The following is a 26,320-nucleotide window of genomic DNA, read 5'->3' as shown; positions in this document are numbered from 1 at the left end:
AGTGTAAGAAAATAAGGGATTTCGGCGTATTTTGTGCCATTTTATGGGGTTAGAGGAAGGCTGTTTCCTCAAAACTGCGCAATTTCCGGCTGTGAATCCGCTCCAAAGGCATTTCCCGAAGCTGTTCCATCGCCCGAATTCCGATCATCAAATGCCGCGAAACCTGTGTTTTGTAGAAGTTTGAGGCCATCCCTGGCAGCTTCAATTCGCCATGCAGCGGCTTGTCACTGACACAGAGAAGCGTGCCATAGGGCACCCGAAAGCGGAACCCATTGGCAGCAATTGTCGCGCTTTCCATATCAAGCGCAATCGCACGCGATTGCGACAGGCGTTGCACTGGCCCCGAATGATCGCGCAGTTCCCAATTGCGGTTGTCGATGGTGGCAACGGTCCCTGTCCGCATGATGCGCTTGAGTTCATAACCCTTCAGTTCGGTCTCATCCGCCACTGCTGTTTCCAGCGCGATCTGAATCTCCGCCAGGGCCGGAATTGGCACCCATACGGGCAGGTCGTCATCGAGAACGTGATCCTCTCGCAAATAGGCGTGCGCCAGAACGAAATCGCCTAACCGTTGGGAGTTTCGAAGCCCCGCGCAATGCCCCACCATCAGCCATGCATGGGGGCGCAAAACGGCGATGTGATCTGTGGCTGTTTTCGCGTTCGACGGGCCCACACCAATGTTGACCAAGGTGATGCCTGCGCCGCCGTCACGCTTCAAATGATAGGTCGGCATTTGCGGCATCTTTGCTGGCTGCTCGATCGGGGTTTTGGGGTCTGTAATCTCCACATTGCCGGTGCTGACAAAGCTGGTGTAGCCGCTGTCTTTGTCCGCCAACATCTTCCGTGCGAAGCCTTCAAACTCCTCCACATAAAACTGATAGTTCGTGAACAGGATGTGGTTCTGAAAATGCTCGGCAGAGGTGGCAGTGTAATGCGATAGCCTTGCCAGTGAATAGTCAATCCGCTGCGCTGTAAACAGCGCCAAAGGGGCCGATCCATTCGGGAAATGATACTCCGCCCCGTTCACAATATTGTCGTGGGTTGTCGCAAGGTCAGGCACGTCGAAATAATCGCGCAGCGAAAACTCCATCGCGCCATCTTGCGGTACCGACACTGTGTCATCATTGGCCACGGCAAAATGCACCGGCATCGGCGTATCCGACGGACCAATCACCACCGGCTGATCGTGGTTCTTCATGATCAGCGTAATTTGCTGTTTCAGATAATGCGCAAACAGATCCGGCCGGGTCACTGTCGTGCTATAGACGCCCGGTTCCGCGACATGGCCAAAGGATAGGCGCGAGTCGCTTTTCGTGTAGCTGGTTGAGGTAAACCTAATCTCAGGATAGAACGCCCGATATGCTGTATCGGCAACGCCTGTCTTCAGCGCCTCCTCAAACCGATCACACAAAAATTTGGAGGAGATTTGATAAATCTCCTTTAACCGTTCAATCGCCGCCTCTGCGTCGGTAAAGCTTTCCGCTTCCAGCACCTTTGGTGTGATGATGTTTCTGCTCGTTGGGGTATTCATTCTTGTGTCTCGATCAATTCGGTCAGTTCGAATTTCGTCACATCCACCAGCCCAAGGTCCGAAATCCGAAGCTCTGGAATAACGACAAGGGCCAACAGCGAATGCTGCATGTAAGCGTTGTTGAGGGTGCAGCCACAGGCTTCCATCGCCTTGACCATCTGATCGGCTTTGGCGGCAACCTCAGCTGCGGGTTGGTCCGACATAAGCCCGCCAATCGGCAATTCAACCAGCGCAAGCTCCGCCCCGTCTTTCCAAACCGTAACACCGCCGCCGACCTCTCCCAACCGGTTCGCAGCAGTGGCCATCATGTCGCGATCGGTCCCAACCACAATCATATGGTGGCTATCATGCGCCACGGTGGAGGCCATCGCCATCCGCCCCTGATACCCAAACCCGCTGACAAACCCGTTCACCACATCACCCGTCGCACGGTGACGTTCCACAAGGGCGATCTGGCAAACATCGCCCTGGCCTTGGATTACCTCATCCACCACAGGCAAGTCCGCCGTCAGCGCCTTGGTCGGTGCTTGGTTCTCCACCACGCCAATGACTTTGACAGTCGCACTTTTGGCTCCCTCGGGCGCCGCCACTTCGAAATCTGTTGTCGCCAGTTCTTTGCCCAAATGTATCGTTCCACGTGCAGTCTTGGGCCAGTCATAATGCGGACAGTCGGCGCGCAACGCCCCATCGATCGCAACGGTCCGACCCCGCGCGATCACCTGTCCAATCGGCAAGGCGGTCAAATCCGAGGTCAGGATCATATCGGCACGCCGTCCAGGGGCAATGCTGCCCAATTCACGCTCCAACCCAAAATGCGTCGCCGTATTGATCGTCGCCATCTGCAGCGCCACCAATGGATCACAGCCACAATCTATCGCATGACGCACAACACGGTTCATATGACCGTCGTTCACCAGCGTCCCCGAATGGCAATCATCGGTGCAAAGGATGAAGTTGCGTGGGTCCAGACCCTTTTCCGTCACCGCGGTGATCTGGCTTTCAACGTCATACCACGCCGATCCCAGCCGCATCATCGACCGCATCCCGTTGCGCACTCGCGCCAGCGCATCCGCCTCTGCCGTACCTTCGTGATCGTCCGCCGCACCGCCCGCGACGTAAGCACTAAACGCCACACCCTTGTCGGGGGAGGCATAGTGCCCACCCACGGTCTTGTCCGCATTCATCGTCGCCGCCATTTCTGCCAGCATTTGCGGATCACCGTTGATCACACCGGGGAAGTTCATCATCTCCCCCAACCCGATGATCCCCGGCCATCCCATCGCCTCTTTCACATCAGCGGCGCTGATCTCAAATCCTGTCGTCTCCAACCCCGGGGCAGAGGGCGCACAGGACGGCATCTGGGTGTAGATGTTGATGGGCTGCATCAGCGCCTCATCATGCATCATGCGCACCCCATCAAGGCCCAGCACATTTGCTATCTCATGCGGGTCGGTGAACATTGTCGTGGTGCCATGCGGAATGACCGCCGCCGCAAATTCCGCTGGCGTCAACATTCCGCTTTCGATGTGCATATGCCCATCACAGAGACCAGGGATCAGATAGCAGCCATTGGCGTCTAGCACCTCTGTCTCTGGCCCGACGCAATGACTGGCGTCCGGCCCGACATAGGCGAACCGCCCCTCCGCAATGGCCACCTGCCAACCATCCAACACCTCACGCGTTTGCACGCTGACCAAACGGCCACCGGTAATGACAAGGTCTGCAGGCGCACGGCCCGCCGTCACCGCAACCAAATGCGGCGCAACCTCCGCCCAAGATTTCACGTGATGTTCCATCCCCAAAACTGGCACGAGTTTCAGTGAAGGCGCAAGGTCAGATCTTGTGAAGCTCCAACTTCTCCTGATCGGGGTTAAGCCGTATCATCGACAGGTTCAAAGCCGACGCAATTGTGACCCAAATCATGTAGGGGACAAAAGCGAGACCCGCATAAAGATCAACCTGCCAGTGGGTCACCAAAGCGCCCAAGACTGACAGCCAAAGCATTGCCATCACCGGCAAAGATTCTCGCAACCCGCGGAGGCCGAAAAACACCGGCGTCCAAAGCGTATTAAAAGCGATCTGAAGACCCCAGAACGCCATCGCATAACCGCTGCCATCTTGCCCCGCGACCCGCGCACCGGCAAAGGCAATCAGCAAATAGATCGAGGTCCAAGCAATCGGAAACACCCAATCAGGCGGCACCCAAGTGGGTTTATTCAAGCTTTTGTACCACTCGCCCGTCGGGAACAACGCACCCGTGGCCCCAGCGCCAAAAGTCGCCAGAAAAAACAGAAAAAACAGCCAAATATCCATGTCTCAGCTCCGATGTTCTCGAGGCTTTAATCTAGGTCAGCGGCGCTCAAATTCCAATGACACCTCGCGTGCTCTCAGCTCTGACAAGATGTCCAGCACGGCTTGCGTGCGGCCCTGCTGCTTGGCATCCCGCCCCGCTGCGTCGACCAAAAACGCCACCTCTGGCAGCGGTTGCGCATAAAGCATCGCCGACTTCGGCATGACAAGGGACATCGCCGTCTGACCCGCGGCTTGCGTCAACCAACCCAGCTTTTGACGGCGGCTGGTGTGGGCGCGCCATGTGACGTTGTCATAGCGGTTCCGACGCACGTCTTTGCCTATCCCATCATAGACCAACCGCGCCGCCCAAATTCCCGTCCGCGCATTCAGCGGCAAAGCGTTGATCCCCGCCTCTGACCGCTCATAGAGCAGCCGCGCCTGCGCCAACAGGCGTTTGGTCATCTGACGGATGGGCTCTGAAGGGGCCGGATCAGAGAGGAACGCTTCAGGCATCACGCCCGCCTGCTGAAACCAATCGAGCGGAAGGTAGAGCCGCCCAGCGCGCGCATCCTCCCCCACATCGCGCGCTATGTTGGTCAGTTGCATTGCGACGCCCAAATCACAGGCCCGTGCCAGCGCATCGCGGTCGCGCACGCGCATCAACACGCACATCATCACGCCAACAGCACTCGCTACCCGCGCGGAATAGGCCGTCACATCGGACAAGGTTTCGTAGTGCTTGCCAACCGCATCCCACGCCAGCCCTTCCAGCAATGCCTCTGGCAAAGCACGGGGCATGTCATAGTCTTCGATAATCGCGGCAAACGCACGATCCTCCGGCGCGTTCAGCGGACGACCAGCATAGGCCAGATCAAGCCGGTCGCGCAGTCGCAAAACCGCGCTGGCTTTTTCCTCACCCTCATCGACCTCATCATCCGCCAAGCGGCAGAACGCGTAGAGCGCGAGCGATGGATCACGGACGGAGGCGGGCAACAGCTTGCTCGCCGCATGAAAGGAAAGGGACCCGGTTCGGATCGCGTTCCGGCAATGCTCCAGATCATCGGGCCGTATCATTCTGCTGCCATCTTCACATCAGCCCGCATCGGCGCATCCGGCACAAGTTTGCCCAGCACCTCAGCAGAGGAGACGACCCCTGGCAAACCAGCCCCAGGGTGCGTTCCAGCGCCAACAAGGAACAGCCCATCAGCCTCTTCGCTCACGTTGTGCGGGCGGAACCAAGCCGATTGCAAAATGCGCGGCTCAAGCGAGAACCCGCACCCATGCGGCGACAGATACCGATCCCTGAAATCTTCGGGGGTATAAACCAACTCTGTCGTGATCCGATCACGGAAACCTGGCAAGGTCTGATCCAAAACCGCCGCGACCTTGTCCTGATACTCCGCCTTCATAGCGGACCAATCCACAGGGTTCTTGAACCCAAGATGCGGGACAGGTGACAAAGCATAGAACGTGTCATCCCCCGCAGGCGCGGCAGACGGGTCCGTCACGGACGGACGGTGCAAGTAGAGCGACATATCATCCGCCAGCTTGCCCTTAATGAAAATGTCGCGCAGCAACCCTTCATACCGTGGTCCTGACAGGATCGTGTGGTGTCCCACGTCCTGCCACATGTCAGCGGTGCCCTTGGTTCCAAAATACCACACGAACAACCCCATAGACCACCGCTTGCGGTTCAACTTCTTGGGTGTCCAGCGGCGCTTTTGATGATCCGCCATAAGCGTCTCATAAGTATGGCCCGCGTCGGCATTGCTCACAATCAACGGGGCGGCCAACTGCTTACCAGATTTCAACTCAACCGCTTCCGCTTTGCCCGCGCTAAACGCAATCTTGCTGACCTCTTCGCGCAACAGGATCTGCCCCCCTTGCGAGCGGACGACCTTGGCCATCGCATCCGCAATCGCCTGCACGCCACCTTGTGCGTAATGCACGCCGAAGTTCGCTTCCAAATGGCTGACAAGCGCGTACATCGACGTCACATGCATCGGATCGCCACCGATAAACAGCGGATGGAACGACAGCGCCATCTGCAACCGCGAGTCTTTCACCCGTGCCTTCGCCAGCCCAAGGATCGACCGATCGGCCCGCAACATCGCAAACGTCGGAAGGACTTTCAGCGTGTCCCATAGCCGATGCATCGGCTTGGCGACCATGCCTTCGAAACCAATCACATACCGCCGATGCGCGTCTTTCAAGAAGCGATCGAACCCTTTCAGATCGCGCGGCGACATGCGCCGCACTTCGTCGCGCATCGCTTCCTCACCACTGCGCATGGTGAAAATGCTGCCGTCCGGCCACCGAATTTCGTAGAACGGATCAAGCGGCTCAAGCGTCACATCTTTGCGAAAATCTCGCCCGCAATCGGCCCATAATTTCTCAAACACCTGTGGAACCGTCACAATCGTTGGGCCTAGATCAAACCGATGCCCACCCTGCTGAACGGACGATCCGCGCCCGCCCACTGTGTCCAAACGATCGACCACGGTGACAGCATACCCCTTCGCGCAAAGCCGCATCGCTGCCGACAAGCCACCCAGCCCGGCACCAATCACAACCGCGCGGCCCGCCGCACTTTGCTGATCAAATTCAGATTCCATGCAGTCAGGCTAGTTATGTAAACCTTACTTTACAACCAATTCCGAAAAATTCAGCAAAACCTTCCTTTATTATCCGCAATGTGTCAGTATTAGTTTACACTACGAAGGGAGTCGTACGTGACTCAGACTGTCAGCCTATCGTTTTTCCGTTTTGACGGATTTTGGGCGCGCTTTTGGGCGCTCTCTATGATGGCATCTGCACGGATTCCCTTGGCCAGAACGCCCGATATCGGTTTTTGGAAACTCTGCGGATCAGGCGTCGGTGAAGGTTTCACACCCACCTCAAATCCATCGGTCATCGCAATTCTCGCCACATGGCCCGATACGGACACCGCCGTGGACCGCGTGCGCAGCTCCCCGATCTTCCAGCGTTACCGCAACCGCGCATCTGAGGATTGGTCCGTCTTCCTGCACCCGACCCGCGCATGGGGCAAATGGTCGGGCAAAGAACCGTTTGAGCCTGCCGCCGCGAATTTCAATGGCCCCCTCGCCGCGCTCACCCGCGCCTCTATCAAGCCGCGCATCCTGTCGCGGTTCTGGGGCCGTGTTCCGAACATCTCAGAAGTGATCGGCCAAGACCCCAACGTCGCCTTCAAAATCGGCATTGGCGAAATCCCAATGCTGCATCAGGTCACATTCTCCATCTGGCCGTCGGAGCAAAGCATGAACGCTTTCGCCCGCACCGGCCCCCACGCCGAAGCCATCAAAGCCGTCCGCACCGAAGGATGGTTTCAAGAAGAACTTTATGCCCGATTCAGAATTCATTCGGATCTGGGCTCATGGGGCGGTCGCTCCCCCCTTCGGAAATTGGAAGCCGCATGAAACAGCCATTCCCCTTCTCAGCCATCGTTGGACAAGACGAGATGAAGCTCGCCATGATCCTGACGGCGATCGACCATTCAATTGGCGGTGTCTTGGTGTTTGGCGACCGTGGTACTGGCAAATCAACTGCCGTCCGCGCGCTCGCTAATCTGCTGCCGCCGATCCGCGCCGTAAAAGGCTGCCCGGTCAACAGCCCTGCGGCAGAGGATGTGCCCAATTGGTCCGGCCTTTGCAACCACACGATAGGGGAACAACAAACCCCTGTCGTCGACCTGCCGCTCGGCGCGTCGGAAGATCGGGTCACAGGTGCGTTGGACATCGAAAAGGCGCTCACAAAAGGTGAAAAAGCATTCGAACCCGGCCTCCTCGCCCGCGCCAATCGCGGGTACCTCTACATTGACGAAGTAAACCTCCTCGAAGATCACATTGTCGACTTGCTTCTCGATGTGGCCCAAAGTGGAGAGAATTTGGTGGAACGGGAAGGGCTTTCCATCCGCCATCCCGCGCGCTTTGTCCTCGTTGGTTCCGGCAACCCGGAGGAAGGCGAGCTTCGGCCACAACTCCTCGATCGTTTTGGCCTGTCGCTCGACGTCCGCACCCCAACCGACATCGACACGCGGATAGAGGTAATCCGCCGCCGCGATGCTTTTGAGAATGACAACGCTGCGTTCCTTCTGCGCTGGCAAGCCGAAGACGCCGCCGTGCGCGATCAAATCCTCGTGGCCCGTGAAAACATCAAGACACTCGCAACCGGCGAAAGCGTTTTGCGGGATGTGGCGGAGCTTTGCCTTGCCCTTGGGTCCGACGGCCTGCGCGGCGAATTGACCCTGCTGAAAGCCGCCCGCGCGTATTGCGCATGGTCCGGCGGCACAACGCTCAAGCGCGACCATGTCCGCGCTGTCGCGCCAATGGCCCTGCGCCACAGATTACGCCGCGATCCGCTGGACGATTCTGGATCAACCGCGCGGGTCGAACGGGTCTTGGTCGATGTCCTCGGCTGACGCCCCAGACGCCTACCACAACGGGCTGATTTGCATTCAACTGATCCGTGATGACCCCTCACTCGGCGGTTTGATCTGCCGTGGGCGACCAGGTCCGGTTCGCGACGCGCTGCTGGCGCGATTGCCAAAATCCACACGCCGTATCCATCCAGCAATGGACGAAACCGCACTTTTCGGCGGTATGGATGTGACAGCAACCCTGACCAAAGGGCGCATGGTCGCCGCGCAAGGGATCGTGAACTCTGGTGCGCCGCTTCTGCTCACAATGGCGGACCGAATGATCCGCGGCACAGCCCGCCGCGTTCTCGCAGCAACAGAAGGGAAGACACCCATCTTCGCCGTCGATGAAAGTGATTTGGAAGACGACACCTTCCCCGCAGTCTTTGCAGAGCGTTTGGCCTTTCGGATCGACCTGACAGACCTGTCGATGCGCGACATCACCCACGTCCCAAAGCTGCCAGCGCCAACTGGCCAGATCGAAGTCGTGGATGCCATCGTCCTCTTGACCGAGATCAGTGCAAACCTCGGCATCGACTCCCTCCGCGCCCCGGATTTCGCTCTTCGCGCCGCGCGGGCGTTGGCCCGCCTGAGGGGGGCCAGAACGTTGGACGAAGTGGATGTGACCTTTGCCGCCGAACTCGTCTTTGCCCATCGCGCGAAGCGCCTCCCCACCCCGCAGGAATCGGAGCAGCCGGAGCCTCCAGGCACTCAAGTGCGCGACAGCAACGAATCTGATGACACGGACGCTATTGGCCCGCTCGAAGACCGCATCATCGATGCCGTGAAAGCAGCAATCCCTGCAGGCCTTTTGATGTTCAGTTCAAAGACGCTCTCCAATGGCGCAGCAGGCTCTGGAACGGGGCAGGCGAAACGTTCAAACAGACGCGGCCGACCCATCGCGCCAAAAGCGGGGAGGCCGAATAGCGAAGCACGGCTTGACGTCGTCGCGACACTCCGCGCCGCCGCGCCGTTTCAAAGGCTGCGACGGGGGCCGAACTTCGACGGGCGGGTCAAGATCAGCCCAGACGACCTGCGCATTAAACGGTTTGAGGAACGATCAGACCGTCTCGTCGTCTTTGCCGTAGACGCCTCCGGCTCCGCCGCGATGGGCCGCTTGGCTGAGGCGAAAGGCGCGGTCGAACTTTTGCTTGCCGATGCTTATGCGCGGCGCGATCATGTCTCCCTCCTTTCATTCCGCGGGACAGAAGCGGAGGTGCTCCTCCCCTCCACACGCTCCCTCGTCCTGACCAAACGCCGCTTGGCTGCCCTTCCCGGTGGTGGCGGCACGCCACTTGCGGCCGGACTTCAATCCGCACTTTTGCAAGCCATTACCGCGCGGCGTCGTGGCATGACGCCGACGATCTGCGTTCTGACGGACGGTCGCGCCAATGTCGCGCTTGATGGCGCGGGCAACCGACCGCAAGCCGCACAGGATGCGCGTAACATCGCCAAAATCGTCCTCTCCGAAGGGATCGACACTGTCATCATCGACACCGGCCAGCGACCAGAGTCCCAACTGCGCACGCTCGCCTCTGTGATGAACGCAACCTACGTTTCCCTCCCCCGCGCCCAAGCCAGCAGCATCTCCAACGCAGTTACCGCTGGCCTGAGCGCCACCTCATGAAATGGCCCTCAGATGCGGCAGGGTGGCCGATGCGCAACCAGTCGCAGATCGTGCTCCATCGCCCTCACAGATGGCACATCCAGCGCCAGGGCACAGGTCCGAAACTCGTCCTGATCCACGGCGCAGGCGGGGCCACGCAAAGCTGGCGCGCCCTGTTCCCGATCTTGGCCGAAACATGCGACGTTACAGCCATCGACCTTCCCGGTCAGGGCTTCACCCAATCCGGCGCACAGCACCGCCACGGCCTTGACCCAATAGCGGAGGATTTGAACGCCCTCCTCCAACACCTCAGCATCACCCCCGAAGCGCTGGTTGGTCATTCCGCTGGCGTGCCGATCGCCATGCGGATGGTAGAACTAGGACTCCCGACCCAACAACTCTTCGGGATCAACGCAGCTCTCAGCAACTTTGATGGCATCGCGGGTTGGCTCTTCCCGTTGATGGCCAAAGCCCTTTCCATAACGCCCTTCGCCGCGCAGGTCTTAGCCGCGACCTCAAGCCGGTCTTCTGTCCGGCAACTGCTTGAAGGCACCGGATCAAAGATCGATGAGGCTGGCCAAGCGCTCTACCTGCGTCTTGCCATAGACGCCGCACACGTCGACGGAACGCTGTCTATGATGGCGCAATGGTCGCTCGACCCGCTGCTGGCGCGGTTGCCAAAGTTCAACACGCCGACCCATTTTCTGACAGCAACAAACGACAAAGCTGTGCCACCAGCCACCAGCCGGACAGCCAGCGACAGGATGCCGAAAGCCACCCTGACGGAGGTGCCAGATTACGGGCACCTCATCCATGAAGAGGCGCCAGACTTAGTGGCAAACTGGTTTAAAGAGCGATTGGCCTAAGCGACCGCATGCGCCACAGCGCATTGCGACCATAGCACCTGAAGCGCTTGGACCAGATGATCGATGTCATCATCCGTGTGCAAAGGCGACGGTGTAAAGCGCAACCGCTCCGTCCCTTTCGGCACCGTCGGATAATTGATCGGCTGCACATATATATCCCACTCACGCATCAGATAATCGGCCAGCATCCGCGTCTTCACCGGATCGCCGATCATCACCGGCACGATATGGCTGTCGTTCAGCATATGCGGGATCCCTGCCTGATCGAGCCGCGCGCGCAACCGCGCCACCTGTCGCCGCTGCTGCGTTCGCTCCGCCCGCGACACTTTCAGATGAGCGATGGAGGTACGGGCTGCTACCGCCACCGCTGGCGGCAAGGCAGTCGTGAAAATGAACCCACTGGCAAAGCTGCGAATGAAATCACACAGGGCGACAGAACCAGTGATATACCCGCCCACAACACCAAACGCCTTTCCGAGCGTCCCTTCGATCAATGTGATCCGATCTGCGAGCCCATCTCGCTCACTGATCCCGCCACCGCGCGGTCCATAAAGGCCCACCGCATGCACCTCATCTAGATAAGTCATCGCACCGTACTTTTCGGCCACCTCGACAATCTCCCGAATGGGGGCAACATCCCCGTCCATCGAATAGACACTCTCAAACGCAACAATCTTGGGCACATCCTTTGGCAGCGCAGCGAGCTTCGCTTCCAGATCCACCACATCATTGTGCTTCCAAATCACTTTGTCCGCTTTGGAATGCCGGATCCCTTCGATCATGGAGGCATGATTGCCCGCATCCGACAGGATCACGCAATTCTCCAACCGTGACCCCAGCGTGCTTAACGCCGTCCAATTCGACACATATCCGCTGGTGAACAGCAACGCGGCCTCTTTCCCGTGGAGGTCAGCTAGCTCCGCCTCAAGCAGCAAATGATCGTGGTTCGTGCCGGAGATGTTGCGCGTGCCGCCCGCGCCCGTGCCTGTCCGCTGAACCGCTTCACACATCGCGTTGATGACCGCCGGATGCTGGCCCATGCCCAGATAATCGTTGGAGCACCAAACGGTGACATCGCGCACGCCATCCTCCCCATGATTGGCCGCACGCGGGAACTTCCCACATTGCCGTTCAAGCTCAGCAAAATATCGATAGTTTCCTTCGCTTTTCAGCTGATCCAATTGGGCGTCAAACAGCGCATCAAAATCCATGGGTCTTCCCTTTGTCTTCTGGAATTACGGCAGCATCCGGCAAAAGCCAGCGCCAGAGTTTCGCGTCAGGCAAAGGCACAACCATGAGCCAATGCTCGAGCAAACCAAGCGCCGTCAGCGTCGACAAAAGTGCGAAACCAACAGCAATAGAGTCTGTTTCTGCAGTCCAAAGCCGTTCGGCACAAACCGCAAAAATGATAGTGAGCAGCGTGATCGCCACAGGAAAGGCAAAGGTGATCGGCCCTTGCCGGAAGTAGGTCTTGAGATGCGCCAAGGCGCGGGGGAGGAACTCAATATTGATCCGTGGCACACCGAAATAGAGGTTCAACTTCGCCATCACCCGCGCGAGGTAGAGGATCAGAAAGCTCGCCATGCCAACGCGGTTCTCTAGCCCGACGGACAGCATCGCCACGACGATCAGCGCCGCGACCAAAGCCGCTTCATGATATATGAGTGCGCGCAACGCGGCACCAAACCGCCGCCATGCGCTTTGCCCCTCCGTCGTTGGAACAGGTTGGCCCACGATCGCGCCTGTAAGGAACGACAGTTCAACCCACCCCCAGACGAGCAAGGCACCAACGAACCCTTGATAGGCCCCCGCCACGGTCACATCCGCAGAGGACAACAACCAAAGCCCAAGTAAACTAAACGGAAAGGTGAGGATCGCGAACCGTCCCCGCGCTTTTGCACTCGCACGGTCGGCCCAGTGCACAGCGAACAGGATCACGCCAGTGGACATCCACCATGCGAAGACCGCGATCAATGCTGCACCCCAGACCGTTGACATCAGTATGCAGGCTCCAATCTTGGGCTGACGGGCACTTCGTTGCTCTTCGCCGGAATTGTCATCAGCGACACGAAGGCCGCCGCCGCTTTCGCTGATCCCGCCATCCGCTTGGCCCAACCGACAATACCGCCTTGCTTACGCCCATTGGCAATCGTTAGGTTCGCGACCTGCATCCGGTTCAACGCTGGAATCCAGCGCGGGTGATCGATGTCGAGCGTCATCGGGAACACCTGCTTGCTAATCTCTGATGTCTTGCGGAATACCTCTTGCCCGTACCACGCCGGATCAACGCCCAGCGCCTCATGAAAGGCAGGACGCTGGTGATCGCGCACCCACATCGTCGAATAGACCGCCGTCAGGAAAAACTTGATCCACAGCTTGTTTGCAAAGCTTTCGGTCAATTTAGGGTCTGTTTTCATCAGCAGGGCGAAGGCTTCGCCGTGGCTGAACTCATCATTGCACCACTCTTTGAACCACTTGAAAATTGGATGGAACCGCTTGTCGGGGTTTGCCTCCAAATGACGGTAAATGGTGATGTAGCGGGCGTATCCGATCTTCTCCGACAGATAGGTCGCGTAGTAGATAAACTTTGGCCGGAAATAGGTGTATTTCTTTGACTGCGTCAGGAACCCAAGGTTCACCGCAATCCCTGCCTCGCGCAGCGTATCATTGATAAAGCCCGCATGCCGCGCCTCATCCCGTGCCATAAGCTGGAACAAGGTGGTAATATCATCATTCGACCCACGGCGCTTCATCTCTTTGTAAAGCACGCAGCCAGAGAATTCGGCAGTGCAAGAACTGATCAGAAAATCGATGAACTCCGCCTTCAGGTGCGGGTCCATACCATCCCAATCAATGTTGTCCCAGTCTTCGTTCTTCTTGAAATGCCCTCTGTTAGGGTCTGCTTTCATCTGACTAATGAGCTTGTCCCACTCTGCGCGGACGGGCGTGACATCAATCCCGTCCATCTCATCAAAATCAGTGGTGTAGAACCGCGGCGTCAGCAGCGTGTTCTGCATCGCCACATCAGTCGCGGTCTTGCTATCGACAACCGGATCATAGTTGCCAGCGGCCAGCGCCTCCTCCACGGTGGAGGCGTCGGCGGAATGGGTGGGGCGTTGCACGTTCATGACATCACCTCTTCGCTAAAGGAGAATTCGCAAAGCTCCATGAACTCCAGATCACCGGTCGCGCGGGTCCAAAGCTGTTCAAGCTTGCTGGCACGGGTGATGACAGCAGTGCGCTGTTCCTCAACAATCTCACCAAAGGGCGCCATGATCTCAGGCCCCTGTACCTGAACGCTATCGCCCGGATTCACGGTCGTGCCGTTGTCGAAACGCACATGCGCTGACAGCTCGTCAAACCGATGGGAAATCGTCACCGTGCAGGGTGCGGTTTCCTTGCTGCGTGTTAATAGTCCCATGTGGTTCCCTTTCACATCTGCCCGTGGTGGCTCGCCACGGTGGTTTCAGTCCAAAAGCTGCGCAAAGGCAGCCACGTTATCTTCGCCATAGCCGATAAGTTCGACGGCCATGCCGGTGGTGTCATCAAGAATGGCGACGTTGCCGTTGGTGCGACGCACGACTTGAATCGGGTCCTGCGTCGTCAAATCGTGGAGCATGCGCTCCCGATCCACGACACGGCCAATCACGCCCAAAAACCCCGCTTTAGGGTCTGATGAAACCGCAATCACGGTGCCATCCACATCGCGGACCTCGTAAACACCGGACCGATCCCCGATCAGCAGAATGTTTCTGCTCAGTTCAATCGGCGAAGCTTCCAGCACACCTACATCCGGCGTGCCTGACCATTGCGCATAGGCCACGATCCCCGTGGTGGCGAGCATCAATCCAAACATCGCTTTGACAAGAATGGTTGGGACCATCTCCTTGTCCCGATGCCGCATCTGTTGTTCGAGCTGTGACATGGCTTACTCCGCTGCAACGGCGCCAGACGGCCCAGCGCTTTTCCGTGTGATCTGAGGTTCGCCAACCCGCGTCTCCGCCGCGTCGGCAAAGATCACTGCCACTTTCTGAGCGTCAGGGATGCACCGCAGCGCGGGCTTAGTGCGCGCGATACTCCACGGTCGGACATGCGGCCACGTCATCAGATAAGACAGCCGCGTGTCGCCAATCAGCTCCATCGCCAGCGTGCCGTGTCCAGACGGCTTCAAATCCAACTGCGCAGAGCCGATCCAATTATAAGGCAGGTTTAACGTCATCGTCAGCGCCGCCCCAATCCGCATCGCAACGCGTTTGTTGGTCAGCGTGTAAACCGTCGCCCGCGCTTGCACGTAAGCAATCAGATAGATCAGCACACAAGCGATAACCCCCGCAATCGCCAATGGCACCGCGTGCATCACAGACACAAACAAAGGGTTTTCGACCGACGACACCCCAATCCGCCATACGCAGAGAATGGCGAAATAGGCCGCGACCCAGCGGACTGCCAGAGCCTCCCGCGCCAAGCGCCTGAAGTCAGGCGAGCCCTGCCACAAGATATGTTCACCCTTAGGCAGTTCCTCCGGCAATCCCCGGACAGGCTCAAAGTTGAAATCGTCGTGACTCATTGTGTTCCCCTTTGGCAAGAAACCGGCCCCACAAACCGCAGGGCCGGTTTGTTGATTAGATCACCGTCCCAGAGCGTTCAGGCGTTGCATAAAGCGTGCCCCCGCCGTAGTAGGCCATGATCTTTTCTTCTTCGAGAAGTGTGACCTGATCCGCAGACCGAATGGTCGGAACGCCGTCCCAGTTGTGGGCATAAAGCGACTTCACCGTCACACGGTCCGTGCCGATCTTGGCCATGTTCATTGGGATCAGGCGGGTCTTGCCAGTCCCCTCTGGGTTCAGATCAACAGTCAGATATCGCACCAGCTGCTCTGGCACATCGACCCACATGTCGGTTGTGCGGCCGACGACTTCACCGTCGCCGCCCACAACAGGCAGACCACGTGGATCACGCCCTGCAGACACGTGGAAATCATCCATCGCCGACATCGGGCGGATCTTCACATGCCCATGCGCGTCGAGTTCTGGCACATTGCGGCGCGGCGCCCATGCAGCGGCACCGATCCCATCCACCATCGGATCGCCCGTTGGCACATAGGGTGAACCTGCAGAGGGCGAGGTTTGCGCCATCTTCAAGTTCGTCCGGTCAGGGTTCTGCCCGCTTGGAACAGTCACCTGCCCACGGCCATCACGCAGATGGAATGTCTTGTCCTTTGGCGTCGGGAATATCCCTGGTCCAGAGGATGTCGTGCCATCGTCGTCTTGCAGCGGGTACCCCTCGCGCATGTTTTCGGTTTGCAGGTAATAGACAAGCCCCGCAAAGAAGATCCAGAAGAGCCATATCGCTGCGCTCGCCAGATCAAAGTCTCCAAAGAATGTTTCTCCAACCATTGTGTGTTCCTTTCAGTGGTCAGGTCGGGAAGTCTGCCAGCTCGAGCTTGGCAGAGTTTTCCGTGGTCATGGCCCGGACCTTTACCAAGGGTCCAAGGACAATCAGGGTTACGAAAAGAAGGCCAATCTCCGTGTGGTAGACGACAGAATAGCCCGTGGTTGGCGTGGCGAGCGCCTCTCCCAAAATGCCGTTCCCGGCGGCATGGTTTACAAGGTCGCGAAGCGCGCCCCCGATAAAGATGGACAGCCCTGCTCCGGTAGCCTGTGCAGCCCCCCAAGCGCCAAGGGCAAGTCCCCGACCCGCAGTCCCTGTGGTCGGTAATGTCATGGCAGCGGTCAGGGTCGCGACCCCAAACAATCCACCGCCAAACCCAATCATGGTCGCCCCGATGTAGAACAACCAAGCTGATCCAAATGGTGCAGCAAAAATGACAGCGCAGAAGGCGGCCAATCCGTACAGGATTCCTCTAGCAGCCATGCGGTATGTGCTAACACCTGCGGCCAGCCAACGGGCTGCAACCGCAAATCCCACCAATGCGCCACCTGCCCATGTCGCCGTCATCAGCGTCGTGGCAGACACAGACAGCCCAAGGATTTCGCCGCCGTAAGGCTCCAACAAAACATCCTGCATGTTAAAGGCCATCGTGCCCAAGAATACGACCAGCAGCAGCCGCCCAGCGGACCCGCCAGACACCAGATCATTCCATGCATCGCGGAACATCGGGCGCGGTTTGGCGCGTTCGGCTTTGCTCATCGGACGCACCCGCTCCTGCCGCCAGAGCGCGGTCAGGTTCAAAACCAGCGTAACAACTGCCGCCCCTTGCACGACCTGCACCAAGCGCAGCTCACTAAAGTCGCGCAACAGGGTGCCAATGATAACAGCGCTGAACGCCATCCCGATGAGAAACGTGACGTACAGCAGTGCGACGACCTTTGGCCGTGTCTCCTCCGTCGCGCGGTCAGCGGCCAAGGCCAGCCCCGCGGTCTGAGTCATATGCATCCCAAGACCAGTGAGGAGGAACGCCAAAGCTACACCCACTTCACCCGCCCATGTGGGACCAACAGCCTGTGATCCGCCTAGAACGAGCAGGGCCATCGGCATGATCGCCAAGCCACCAAACTGGTAGAGCGATCCAAACCAAAGGTAAGGGATCCGCTTCCAGCCAATCGCACTTTTGTAGGTGTCAGAACGGAAGCCCAATAGGGCACGGAACGGTGCGACCAAAACAGGGATCGCAATCATAATCGCCACTAAAAATGCTGGGACCGAAAGCTCCACGATCATCACGCGGTTTAAGGTGCCCAGAAGCATGACTGCCGCCATTCCAACTGAGAATTGGAACAGCGACATCCGCAGAAGCTGAGCGAGTGGGAGGTCGTCGCTCACTGCGTCCGAGAAAGGCAATAAGTCGGTGGAAATCTTTTTGAGCGTGGCGGCGCGAACGATCATGACGTCCTCCGCTCATAGGAAAATGCAGTTGAGATGTAGAAGCCGGACTTCACGCGCCGGATTTCTTTCAGCGGACCCTTAGCACCTGAATTGCGCAAGGCCGTTGCAATACCAGCGGTCGTGTGCGGTACCATTGTCGGGCTGCGGTCTTTGCGCGGGAACAGCTTTCCCACCCGCCACATCAGCATCAACATCTTCGTACGCGGGGCGAGGGTGAAGATAAACTTGCCATCGACCCGCTGGCTCGCCTTGTCCAAAAGGGCCGCTATGTCGTTAGCGCCATAGTAGATCAGCGAATCCATCGCCAGCGCATGATCGAACCGACCTGCGGTCTTATCCAGCATGTCGCCCGACACCCAAGTGATCCGTCGACGCAGCTCTGCTGGTGCCCGCTCTTTCGCAATCTCGATCAGCGCGGGTGAGATGTCCACGGCCACCACATCCGCGCCACGCTGCGCCAATTCGACGGCCATCGCACCAGTGCCACAGCCTGCATCCAGAATGCGCGTACCGGTCAAATCATCAGGCAACTGATCCAGCATCAACGCACGCATTTCATCCCGCCCAGCACGCACCGTTGCCCGCACACCAGACACGGGCGCGTCTGATGTCAGACGCTCCCACGTTTTGGTCGCGGTGCGGTCGAAATAATCCTCGACGCGGTCACGGGTGGCGGCGTAGCTCATCATCTGCGTGCACCAAAACATATGTATGCACTGTGTATGCTGTGTGTACGCATGGTGTACGTTAAAAACATGGGGTTTTTGGGGTCAGACCACATCATCAATCAAACCCCAAAAGCTCGAAAATATCGCGGTCTTCCATCGGCGCAGGCGCCAATGGTTCGGTGCCGTTCCAAAGCGTTTCAGCTAGACGGATATACTCCTTCCGGACCTGCACGATTTCTTCATCATCAGGCATCTCGAACAGCGTTTTCTTCTTCAAACGCGACCGTCTGATCGCGTCCAAATCCGGCATATGCGCGATGCGATTGAAGCCCACCTTTTCGCAGTAGCGATCCACCTCATCCGTCTCCCGACTGCGGTTGGCAACGCAGCCTGCCAGGCGGACTTTGTAGTTGTTGGATTTCGCCTGAACCGCCGCAATGATCCGGTTCATCGCATAGATGCTGTCAAAGTCATTTGCCGTAACGATCAGCGCGCGATCCGCGTGTTGAAGCGGTGCCGCAAAGCCACCGCAGACGACGTCGCCCAGCACGTCAAATATGACCACATCTGTCTCTTCCAGCATGTGATGCTGCTTGAGCAATTTCACGGTCTGGCCAACGACATAGCCGCCGCATCCTGTGCCGGCTGGCGGGCCGCCAGCCTCCACACATTTCACACCGTTGAAGCCCTCAAAAACAAAGTCTTCGGGCTGCAATTCCTCGGCGTGGAAATCGACCTCTTTCAAGATGTCGATCACCGTGGGGACCAATGATCCGGTCAGGGTGAACGTGCTGTCATGCTTCGGGTCACAGCCGATTTGCAGCACCCGTTTGCCCAACTTTGAGAACGCAGCCGACAAGTTAGAGGAAGTCGTCGACTTGCCGATCCCACCCTTGCCGTAGACACTGAAAACTTTCGTGCCTTCGATCTGCATGCTGGCGTCCTGATGCACCTGAACAGAACCCTCCCCATCAAGGCCATTCAGGTTTGGTACGTTGTCTTTGGGGCTCATGTGAGCCTCCTTCCTTTCGTTCGGTCGCTACTCCGCAGCGACCCCTTCAATTCTGTCTTCCAAAGCGTCAGCCGCGTCTTGTAACGCCTCCAACGTTTCAGCATCCGGCGCCCAGTAGTCGCGGTCAGATGCTTCCAAAAGTCGGTTTGCCATCCGCATCGACGCTTGCGGATTCAAATCCGCCAAACGCTCTCTCATGCCTTCGTCCAACACGAAGGTTTCGCTAAGCCGCTGGTAGACCCAAGGCTCCACATCGCCTGTGGTGGCGGACCATCCCATCGTGTTCGTGATCTGCGCTTCGATCTGCCGGACACCTTCGTGCCCGTGCTTCAAAAGCCCCTCGAAGAACTTTGGGTTCAGACTGCGGCTGCGGGTCTCAAGCGCAACTTGATCTTGCAGAGTGCGAACCTTTGCACCGCCTCTGGTCTGGTCGCCGATGTAAACTGGTGCCTCTTCCCCGCCCTTGGCGCGGCGCACCGCGCGGGCGATACCGCCAAGCGTGTCAAAGTAGTGATCAACGGTGGTGACGCCAAGCTCGACAGACTCAAGGTTTTGATAGGCCAGATCAACGTCTTTCAAAGCCTTCTGCAAAAGCTCCGCATTCTGCGCGGCCTTGCCGTTGACGCCATATGCAAAGCTCTTGCGAGCCTCATAAGCGTCAGCCAATTCATCCTCATCCCCGAAGGCGGAACTGTCGATCAACTGATTGACGTTGGACCCATAGGCCCCTTCCGCGTTGGAGAAGACACGCAGCGCGGCCGTCTCTAGATCGCAGCCCATTTCCTGCGCATAGGCGAGCGCGTGGGCACGGATGTAGTTTTGATCAAGCGGCTCATCCGCCTCCGCACATTTCAAAGCCGCCTCTGCCAGCATCCGCGTTTGCAGTGGAAGCAGGTCGCGGAAAATACCGGAGAGTGTCATCACCACATCGATACGCGGGCGGCCCAGTTTGGAGAGCGGGATCAAGTCCGCACCTGCCAAGCGGCCATAGCTGTCAAAGCGCGGCTTGGCCCCCATCAGCGCCAAAGCTTGGGAGATCGGCGTGCCATCCGATTTGATGTTGTCCGACCCCCATAGAACCATCGCAACGGTGCGCGGCAAATCGGTGTGGGTGTCGAGGAGAACCTGCGCCTGATGCGCCCCTTCTTGCACCGCAAATGCGGTTGGCATCCTGAACGGATCGAAGGCATGGATGTTGCGGCCCGTTGGCAAGATTTCTGGACTGCGGATGATGTCACCGCCGGGTACTGGTGGGATATATTCCCCTGACAATGCACGCATCAGCGCGGGCAGTTCGCTTTCCTCAGAAAGCCGCGCGGCGGCGTCTTTGCGGGCCTCTGACGGCATCAGTTGCAGCATGTCGAACTTGGCCGCATCGGTCATCGGCCTGCCCACCACATGCAGGCCGTCGGGGATCAGGGACCCTTCTGTTTCAAGCACGGTCAACCAGAGTTTTTCCAAGCTGCGCGCATTGAGATCAACCGCATTCGCTTGGGACCGGATGAGGTCTTCCAATTCACCGCGCGTGTCGTCATCCGCGGGCATGGCGCGCCACCGCAGCAAGCTGTCCTTCAACTCACTCAGCCCTTTGTAAAGCCCCGCTTGCGCCAGCGGCGGCGTCATATGCGTGACTGTGATCGCATTGCTGCGACGCTTGGCGAGCGATGCCTCCGACGGGTTGTTGGCGGCATAGAGGTAAAGGTTTGGCAGGTCGCCGATCAAACGGTCCGGCCAGCAGGTGGCGGATGGACCAGACTGTTTGCCCGGCATGAATTCCAAAGCGCCGTGCATCCCGAAATGCAGCACCGCATCCGCCTCCAGCGTGTTGCGGAGCCAGAGGTAAAATTGCGCGAAGGCATGGGTCGGGGCGAAGCCCTTTTCAAAAAGCAGACGCATCGGGTCGCCCTCATACCCAAAGGTCGGTTGCACCCCGATGAAGACCTTACCAAGCTGCGCACCCAGAACGAACACACCCTGCCCGTCTGATTGCACCTTGCCAGGTGCAGGGCCCCAAACGGCCTCGATCTCATCCAGCCAAGGGCTTTGCGTCACGATGTCATTGGCAAGGACTTGGGCAGCAACATTCGCCTCCTGCCCGTATTGCTTGGCATTCCCTTCAAGGACCAATGCGCGAAGGTCATCAACGGTTTCGGGTACATCCAATTCATACCCATCCCGCTTCATCTGAAGCAGCGTGTTGTGGAGCGATTCAAACACGCTGAGGTAGGCCGCTGTTCCGACAGCACCGGCGTTGGGCGGGAAGCCGTAGAGGACGATGGCGACGGTTTTCTCAGCGTTGTCCTTCCGGCGCAGAACGGCGAGCTTCTTGCTGCGCTCTGTTAGGGCCGCGATGCGTTCTGGGCATGGGGCCATCGTCTTGGCCACACCAGCCGAACACATATGTGCGCAGCCCTTGCACCCCTCCACCCCGTGCCGTCCGGCAAAGACAGTTGGGTTGGTTGCACCGTCAATTTCCGGCAGTGCGACAAGCATGGTTGTCTCAACTGGACCCAAGCCCTGACCACTTTTTGCCCATTGGTCGAGCGTTTGGAATTCGAGCGGCTGCGCTGCGATGTAGGGAACGTTCAAGCGCTGCAAAAGCGCGACCGCCGCGTCACTGTCGTTATATGCCGGACCACCAATCAGGGAGAACCCCGTGAGCGACACCATCGCATCTACGCGACCTTCGAAGTATTCCTCAATCGCAGGTGTCCCGTCCAAGCCACCCGCAAAGGCAGGAATGACGCGCATACCCGCCGCCTCAAAGGACCTGATCACATCGTCATAATGCGCAGCATCAGACGCAAGGATGTAAGACCGCAGCATCAACAGGCCAACTGTTGCAACCGGCTCTTTTAGCGCGGGCAGGTCAGCAAGGTCAGTCGCGATGTGGTGACCAGGAAGATCGGGGTGGTAGAGGCCAAGCTCTGGATAATCGACTGGCATTGGCGCGTCGGATGTCTGCCAATCATCCCGCTTGGCATAGCGACCCAACAGGAAGCGGACCATTCCTTCGACGTTGTCGTCGGACCCGCCCAGCCAATACTGCATCGCAAGGAACCAAGCGCGCATGTCTTGCGCCTTGCCGGGGATAAGCTTGAGGATCTTTGGCAGGCGGCGCAGCGTCTTCATCTGCTTGGCACCAGACCCCGCGCCCGGCTTTGAACTGCCGCGCAGTTTCTTGAGCAAGTTGACCGCCGCGCTTGACGGTTTCGCCATGTCGAGGTCACCGATCTTGGTCAGCTTCACGATGCTGGTTTCCGCAATCATCCCAAGGATGCCGTCGCAATCCTCACGGCGGGCCAGCAGATCATCGTAAATGGCGGCGACATGCTCTTCGAGGAAAAGCATGTTGGCGATGATCAGGTTTGCTTGCGCCACAGCTTTCTTGGTCTCTGACAAGGCGTCGGGGCATTCGGACCATTCAGCGGCGGCATGAACGCTGATCTCAAGACCCGGAAAATCACCAGCCAGACGCTCAGACACACGGGCGGCAGGGCCAGCGGCGTGCTGATCCAGCGTCACGATCACAACGCGATAGGGATGATATGTCATCACGTCATCGCGCATAGTGGGCCTTTGCCTCGTAGAGCGTTTCGAGCGAGATTTCGTGGATGCCCCGCTCCGCCGCGAATGTTTCCGTATTCCGGCGGGCTTTGCCGCGCACGAAGAACGGGATCTTTTTCAGCTCTTTTTCTGCATCATGGAGCCAGACAACGTTGTCGAAAGAGGCGACCGCTTCCACGATCTCCGTCTTGGTCCTTTCAACGGCTTTGCCACCATGATGGCTCGCGCCAGCGTCGTCATGGAACTCGAAGTCCTCGCGGAACATTGTCAGCAGGTGCTCCTCAAGTCCCATCACGAGCGGATGCACAAGCGTGTCGAAGATAACATTGGCCCCTTCAAAACCGACCTGCGGTGAGTATCGGGCGGGGAAATCCTGCACGTGTACCGGCGCTGAAATCACAGCGCATGGGATGCCGAGCCGCTTACCGATGTGACGTTCCATCTGCGTGCCAAGGATCATTTCTGGCGCAAGGGTTTCGATGGTCTGTTCGACTTCAAGATAGTCGTCTGTGATGAGCGCTTCGACGCCGTATTCTTTGGCCAGCGCGCGAATTCCTCGGGCTTGTTCGCGGTTGTAGCAACCGATGCCAACGACCTCGAACCCCATCTCATCCCGCGCGATGCGGGCATGGGCGGCGACATGTGTGCCATCACCAAAAATGAAGACACGCTTACCTGTCAAATAAGTGCTGTCGACCGATTTGGACCACCACGGCAGGCGTAGGCGGCTTTCGTCGGGGCGCATGTCTTTGCCAGTGATCTTAGAAACTTCAGCGAGGAAATCGCGGGTGGCGCCAACCCCAATTGGCACAGTTTTGGTCCACGCTTGATGATGCTCCCGCTCCAACCAACGGACGGCAGCGCTCGCTGTTTCAGGGTAAAGGCAGACGTTGAAATGCGCGGCGCCCAGCCGCTTGATGTCGCTTGGTGTGGCGTCCAGGGGTGCCACGACATTCACATCAATCCCACCTTCCTCCAGCAGCGCTGTCAGTTCCTGCACATCGTCGCGATGGCGGAAGCCTAGGGCTGTGGGCCCAAGGATATTGCAGCTCACACGCGCGGTCCGCTCCACCGGCCCCGCGAGAGCGCGACAAATTTGGTAGAACGTCTCATCCGCGCCGAAGTTTTCCTTGCGCGTGTAGCTTGGTAGTTCGAGCGGGATGGCAGGGATGGAGAGGCCCAGCGCCTCCGACAGTCCGCCCGGATCGTCTTGGATAAGTTCGGCAGTACAAGACGCCCCAACGATCAGCGCTTCGGGATCGAAATGCTCCATCGCGGATTGCACCGCCTCTTTGAAGAGGACTGCCGTGTCGGAGCCAAGATCGCGGGCTTGGAAGGTGGTGTAGGTGACAGGCGGGCGGTGGTTTCGGCGTTCGATCATTGTGAATAGAAGATCGGCGTAAGTGTCGCCCTGTGGGGCATGGAGCACATAGTGCATCCCCTTCATCGCGGTTGCGACGCGCATGGCCCCCACGTGCGGCGGCCCCTCATATGTCCAAACGGCAAGCTTCATTCTGCCGCCTCCAACGAGAGTTTCGCCTTGCGTCTGAGCGGTCGGCTGAAGAGACCAGCGAGATCACCCGCCTGCTCGTAGAAATGCACAGGGGTGAAGACCAACTCGATCGCCCATTTCGTGCTGAGGCCCTCTGCCTCCAATGGGTTGGCGAGGCCAAGGCCGCAGACCGTCAGATCAGGCTTTGCTGCGCGGGCGCGGTCGAGCTGCTTCTCAACGTCCTGCCCTTCGCTGATCGTTGGACCGGGCGGGATGAGCGCCAGATCAGGACCGTGGATTGCGTCATGGATATAGGGGCTGCCGATCTCAATCGGTGTCATCCCGCATTCGCGGGCAAGGAACCGTGCAAGCGGGACTTCAAGCTGACTATCAGGGAAGAAGAAAACCGACTTGCCGCACAAACTCTCAGAGGCTTGCGCAATCGCGGTTCTGGCGCGCGTACGTGGGGCGACGGTCACGTCATCGAAGACTTCTCTTGAGACGCCAAATTCTTCCGCAACGGCGGCAAGCCACGCAGTTGTGCCTTCATCACCGAATGGGAACGGGGCAGCAATGTGTTTGGCACCCCGACGCTCCAGCGCAGCGGCAGTATCACCAAGGAACGGCTGGGTGAGCGCGAAGACGGTGTTCGGACCAATTGCGGTGTCTTGATCAATGCGTCGCGCCGGTAACACCTTCACAGGTACGATGCCGAGTTTCGACAGCAAATCCAACATTTGATCCTCAACCACATCCGGTAGGGCGCCAACAACCAACAGTTGCCGTTCGTCGGTGTGGTTCAGGACGGGGACCATTGAGGCGAGGCAGGCATCCTCCCCTTGCGTAAAGGTGGTTTCAATGCCGGAGCCGGAGTAGTTGAGCACCCGAACGTGCGGCGCGTGCACTTGGGTGAGGCGTTCTGCCGCCTTTGCCAAATCGAGTTTGATTACTTCAGACGGGCAAGATCCCACTAAGAAAAGCTGGCGGATGTCCGGACGGCGCTCCAACAGGCGGGCCACTTCGCGATCAAGCTCCTGATGCGCGTCGACCATACCTGCAAGGTCGGTTTCTTCCAGAATCGCGGTGCCGAATCGTGGTTCAGCAAAAATCATTACCCCAGCGGCCGATTGCAGCAGGTGCGCGCAGGTGCGTGAACCAACGACAAGGAAGAAGGCATCCTGCATCTTGCGGTGAAGCCAAATGATTCCTGTGAGGCCGCAGAAGACTTCGCGTTGGCCACGTTCCTTCAACACTGGGGTGTCACGGCATCCGTTGTTGGGTGCTGGCGTCAGGTCGTTCATGCGGCGCCCTCCGACTGGAGGCGTGCTTGCCGGAGCTTCCACAGGAATTGCGCCGCATTGAGGACATAGGCGGCATAGGCCACGAGCGCGACGATCATCAGCTGAATAGGGTCGAGCAGATCAAACCAAAGCGCAAGAATATATAACAAATGCAATGCGATAACCGCAAAACTCACCACATCCTCCCAGAAGAATGACGGCGCAAAAAGGTACCGCCCAAAGACGACTTTTTCCCAAATCGCGCCTGTCACCATGATGGTTAGAAGCACTGCAGTTTTAATCACAATCGACCACGTTGCAGCTTCATATCCGACGCCAGACAGGAGGTATCGCACGACCAGCACGACCGACACGAGGAAGACGAGAAACTGTAAAGGCGCCAAAATACCCTGCACCAGTGTCCAGACTGTGGCATCACGGCGGGCGCGTTGTTCAGGGGTATAGAGAGACCCTTTTGCCTGCCCAAAGGCAGAACCAACCGAAACCGGCTGTTCTGAAACAATGGACATGTAAACTCTCCCTTACATTTCTTATTGTAAAGTTTAGGAGGCGCCGACCCGAAGTGTCAACCTTGCGTTACATAGTTCTATAAGCTGTCAAATTTTCATTTTTGGGGCTAAATCCGTAAGAAATACCAATCTTTTTTGATCAGAAATCTTCTGGATCGCGCTGTACAACCGCGTAACTGTCAATACTCTTTGACA

23 protein-coding genes are annotated in these 26,320 nt (G+C 58.2%); 4 read left to right on the top strand and 19 right to left on the bottom strand.

Annotated features, from left to right (window positions below; all coding sequences use genetic code 11):
- Positions 1-49 precede the first annotated feature (49 nt).
- The 5 genes from ACTF5F_RS00860 to ACTF5F_RS00840 are packed head-to-tail and all read right to left on the bottom strand — an operon-like array spanning position 50 to position 6,438.
- On the bottom strand, positions 50-1,531 hold the full coding sequence (locus tag ACTF5F_RS00860; protein ID WP_438954992.1) for an AMP nucleosidase: 1,482 nt from the start codon (positions 1,529-1,531) through the stop codon (positions 50-52).
- Positions 1,528-3,327 (bottom strand): adenine deaminase, encoded by a 1,800-nt coding sequence (gene ade, locus ACTF5F_RS00855; protein ID WP_438954991.1) that lies wholly within the window; start codon positions 3,325-3,327, stop codon positions 1,528-1,530. Before ade ends, ACTF5F_RS00860 begins: the two co-directional genes overlap by 4 nt.
- Positions 3,328-3,364: 37 nt before the next feature.
- Complete coding sequence (tspO, locus tag ACTF5F_RS00850; protein ID WP_438954990.1) at positions 3,365-3,844, bottom strand: tryptophan-rich sensory protein TspO; 480 nt, start codon at positions 3,842-3,844, stop codon at positions 3,365-3,367.
- Positions 3,845-3,880: 36 nt separating this feature from the next.
- Positions 3,881-4,897, bottom strand: a complete 1,017-nt coding sequence (gene crtB, locus ACTF5F_RS00845; protein ID WP_438954989.1) for a 15-cis-phytoene synthase — start codon at positions 4,895-4,897, stop codon at positions 3,881-3,883.
- Positions 4,894-6,438, bottom strand: coding sequence for a phytoene desaturase (locus ACTF5F_RS00840; protein ID WP_438954988.1), 1,545 nt, complete (start codon positions 6,436-6,438; stop codon positions 4,894-4,896). Before ACTF5F_RS00840 ends, crtB begins: the two co-directional genes overlap by 4 nt.
- 117 nt (positions 6,439-6,555) lie before the next feature.
- On the opposite strand from ACTF5F_RS00840, the gene crtA reads away from it, so the two are divergent.
- From crtA to bchO, 4 genes are read left to right on the top strand one after another with little or no spacing between them, the layout of a single operon-like run.
- Entirely contained in the window at positions 6,556-7,260 is a 705-nt protein-coding gene (gene crtA, locus ACTF5F_RS00835) for a spheroidene monooxygenase (protein WP_438954987.1), read from the top strand.
- The gene (bchI, locus tag ACTF5F_RS00830) at positions 7,257-8,261 is read left to right on the top strand and encodes a magnesium chelatase ATPase subunit I (protein ID WP_438954986.1); all 1,005 of its coding nucleotides are present in this window, start codon (positions 7,257-7,259) and stop codon (positions 8,259-8,261) included. Before crtA ends, bchI begins: the two co-directional genes overlap by 4 nt.
- Complete coding sequence (locus tag ACTF5F_RS00825) at positions 8,149-9,885, top strand: VWA domain-containing protein (RefSeq protein ID WP_438954985.1); 1,737 nt, start codon at positions 8,149-8,151, stop codon at positions 9,883-9,885. Before bchI ends, ACTF5F_RS00825 begins: the two co-directional genes overlap by 113 nt.
- Entirely contained in the window at positions 9,882-10,730 is an 849-nt protein-coding gene (gene bchO, locus ACTF5F_RS00820) for an alpha/beta fold hydrolase BchO (protein ID WP_438954984.1), read from the top strand. Before ACTF5F_RS00825 ends, bchO begins: the two co-directional genes overlap by 4 nt.
- On the opposite strand, the gene hemA is transcribed toward bchO, so the two are convergent.
- The 14 genes from hemA to bchF form a co-directional block, all read right to left on the bottom strand.
- Positions 10,727-11,941: a 5-aminolevulinate synthase gene (gene hemA, locus ACTF5F_RS00815; protein WP_438954983.1), complete on the bottom strand. Its 1,215-nt coding sequence runs from the start codon at positions 11,939-11,941 to the stop codon at positions 10,727-10,729. The two genes, bchO and hemA, sit on opposite strands and share 4 nt — an antisense overlap.
- Positions 11,931-12,728, bottom strand: coding sequence for a putative photosynthetic complex assembly protein PuhE (gene puhE, locus ACTF5F_RS00810; protein WP_438954982.1), 798 nt, complete (start codon positions 12,726-12,728; stop codon positions 11,931-11,933). Before puhE ends, hemA begins: the two co-directional genes overlap by 11 nt.
- Positions 12,728-13,858, bottom strand: a complete 1,131-nt coding sequence (acsF, locus tag ACTF5F_RS00805; protein ID WP_438954981.1) for a magnesium-protoporphyrin IX monomethyl ester (oxidative) cyclase — start codon at positions 13,856-13,858, stop codon at positions 12,728-12,730. Before acsF ends, puhE begins: the two co-directional genes overlap by 1 nt.
- A complete protein-coding gene (locus ACTF5F_RS00800) occupies positions 13,855-14,151 on the bottom strand; it encodes a hypothetical protein (protein WP_438954980.1) in 297 nt (98 codons plus the stop codon). Before ACTF5F_RS00800 ends, acsF begins: the two co-directional genes overlap by 4 nt.
- 45 nt (positions 14,152-14,196) lie before the next feature.
- Complete coding sequence (gene puhC / locus ACTF5F_RS00795) at positions 14,197-14,655, bottom strand: photosynthetic complex assembly protein PuhC (RefSeq protein ID WP_438954979.1); 459 nt, start codon at positions 14,653-14,655, stop codon at positions 14,197-14,199.
- A 3-nt stretch (positions 14,656-14,658) separates the two neighbouring features.
- Complete coding sequence (gene puhB, locus ACTF5F_RS00790; protein ID WP_438954978.1) at positions 14,659-15,297, bottom strand: photosynthetic complex putative assembly protein PuhB; 639 nt, start codon at positions 15,295-15,297, stop codon at positions 14,659-14,661.
- 55 nt (positions 15,298-15,352) lie between these two features.
- Positions 15,353-16,126, bottom strand: coding sequence for a photosynthetic reaction center subunit H (gene puhA / locus ACTF5F_RS00785; RefSeq protein ID WP_438954977.1), 774 nt, complete (start codon positions 16,124-16,126; stop codon positions 15,353-15,355).
- Between the two features lie 19 nt (positions 16,127-16,145).
- Positions 16,146-17,576 carry a PucC family protein gene (locus tag ACTF5F_RS00780; RefSeq protein WP_438954976.1) on the bottom strand — a complete coding sequence of 477 codons (1,431 nt, stop codon included), beginning with the start codon at positions 17,574-17,576 and terminating at the stop codon, positions 16,146-16,148.
- Positions 17,573-18,265 (bottom strand): magnesium protoporphyrin IX methyltransferase, encoded by a 693-nt coding sequence (bchM, locus tag ACTF5F_RS00775; RefSeq protein WP_438954975.1) that lies wholly within the window; start codon positions 18,263-18,265, stop codon positions 17,573-17,575. Before bchM ends, ACTF5F_RS00780 begins: the two co-directional genes overlap by 4 nt.
- Before the next feature lie 94 nt (positions 18,266-18,359).
- Positions 18,360-19,256, bottom strand: coding sequence for a ferredoxin:protochlorophyllide reductase (ATP-dependent) iron-sulfur ATP-binding protein (gene bchL, locus ACTF5F_RS00770; RefSeq protein WP_438954974.1), 897 nt, complete (start codon positions 19,254-19,256; stop codon positions 18,360-18,362).
- 27 nt (positions 19,257-19,283) lie between these two features.
- Positions 19,284-22,826, bottom strand: coding sequence for a magnesium chelatase subunit H (locus tag ACTF5F_RS00765; RefSeq protein WP_438954973.1), 3,543 nt, complete (start codon positions 22,824-22,826; stop codon positions 19,284-19,286).
- Positions 22,816-24,336, bottom strand: coding sequence for a ferredoxin:protochlorophyllide reductase (ATP-dependent) subunit B (bchB, locus tag ACTF5F_RS00760; RefSeq protein ID WP_438954972.1), 1,521 nt, complete (start codon positions 24,334-24,336; stop codon positions 22,816-22,818). The genes ACTF5F_RS00765 and bchB overlap by 11 nt, the downstream gene beginning before the upstream one ends.
- A complete protein-coding gene (locus ACTF5F_RS00755; RefSeq protein WP_438954971.1) occupies positions 24,333-25,616 on the bottom strand; it encodes a ferredoxin:protochlorophyllide reductase (ATP-dependent) subunit N in 1,284 nt (427 codons plus the stop codon). The genes bchB and ACTF5F_RS00755 overlap by 4 nt, the downstream gene beginning before the upstream one ends.
- Complete coding sequence (gene bchF / locus ACTF5F_RS00750; protein ID WP_438954970.1) at positions 25,613-26,125, bottom strand: 2-vinyl bacteriochlorophyllide hydratase; 513 nt, start codon at positions 26,123-26,125, stop codon at positions 25,613-25,615. Before bchF ends, ACTF5F_RS00755 begins: the two co-directional genes overlap by 4 nt.
- Between the last annotated feature and the right edge of the window lie 195 nt (positions 26,126-26,320).

Origin of the sequence: Cognatiyoonia sp. (assembly GCF_965661665.1) — a bacterium.
In the GTDB taxonomy this organism is placed as follows: Bacteria; Pseudomonadota; Alphaproteobacteria; order Rhodobacterales; family Rhodobacteraceae; genus Cognatiyoonia.
Note: the sequence above shows the minus strand (reverse complement) of the source record. Positions and strands in the feature narration are given on the sequence as shown.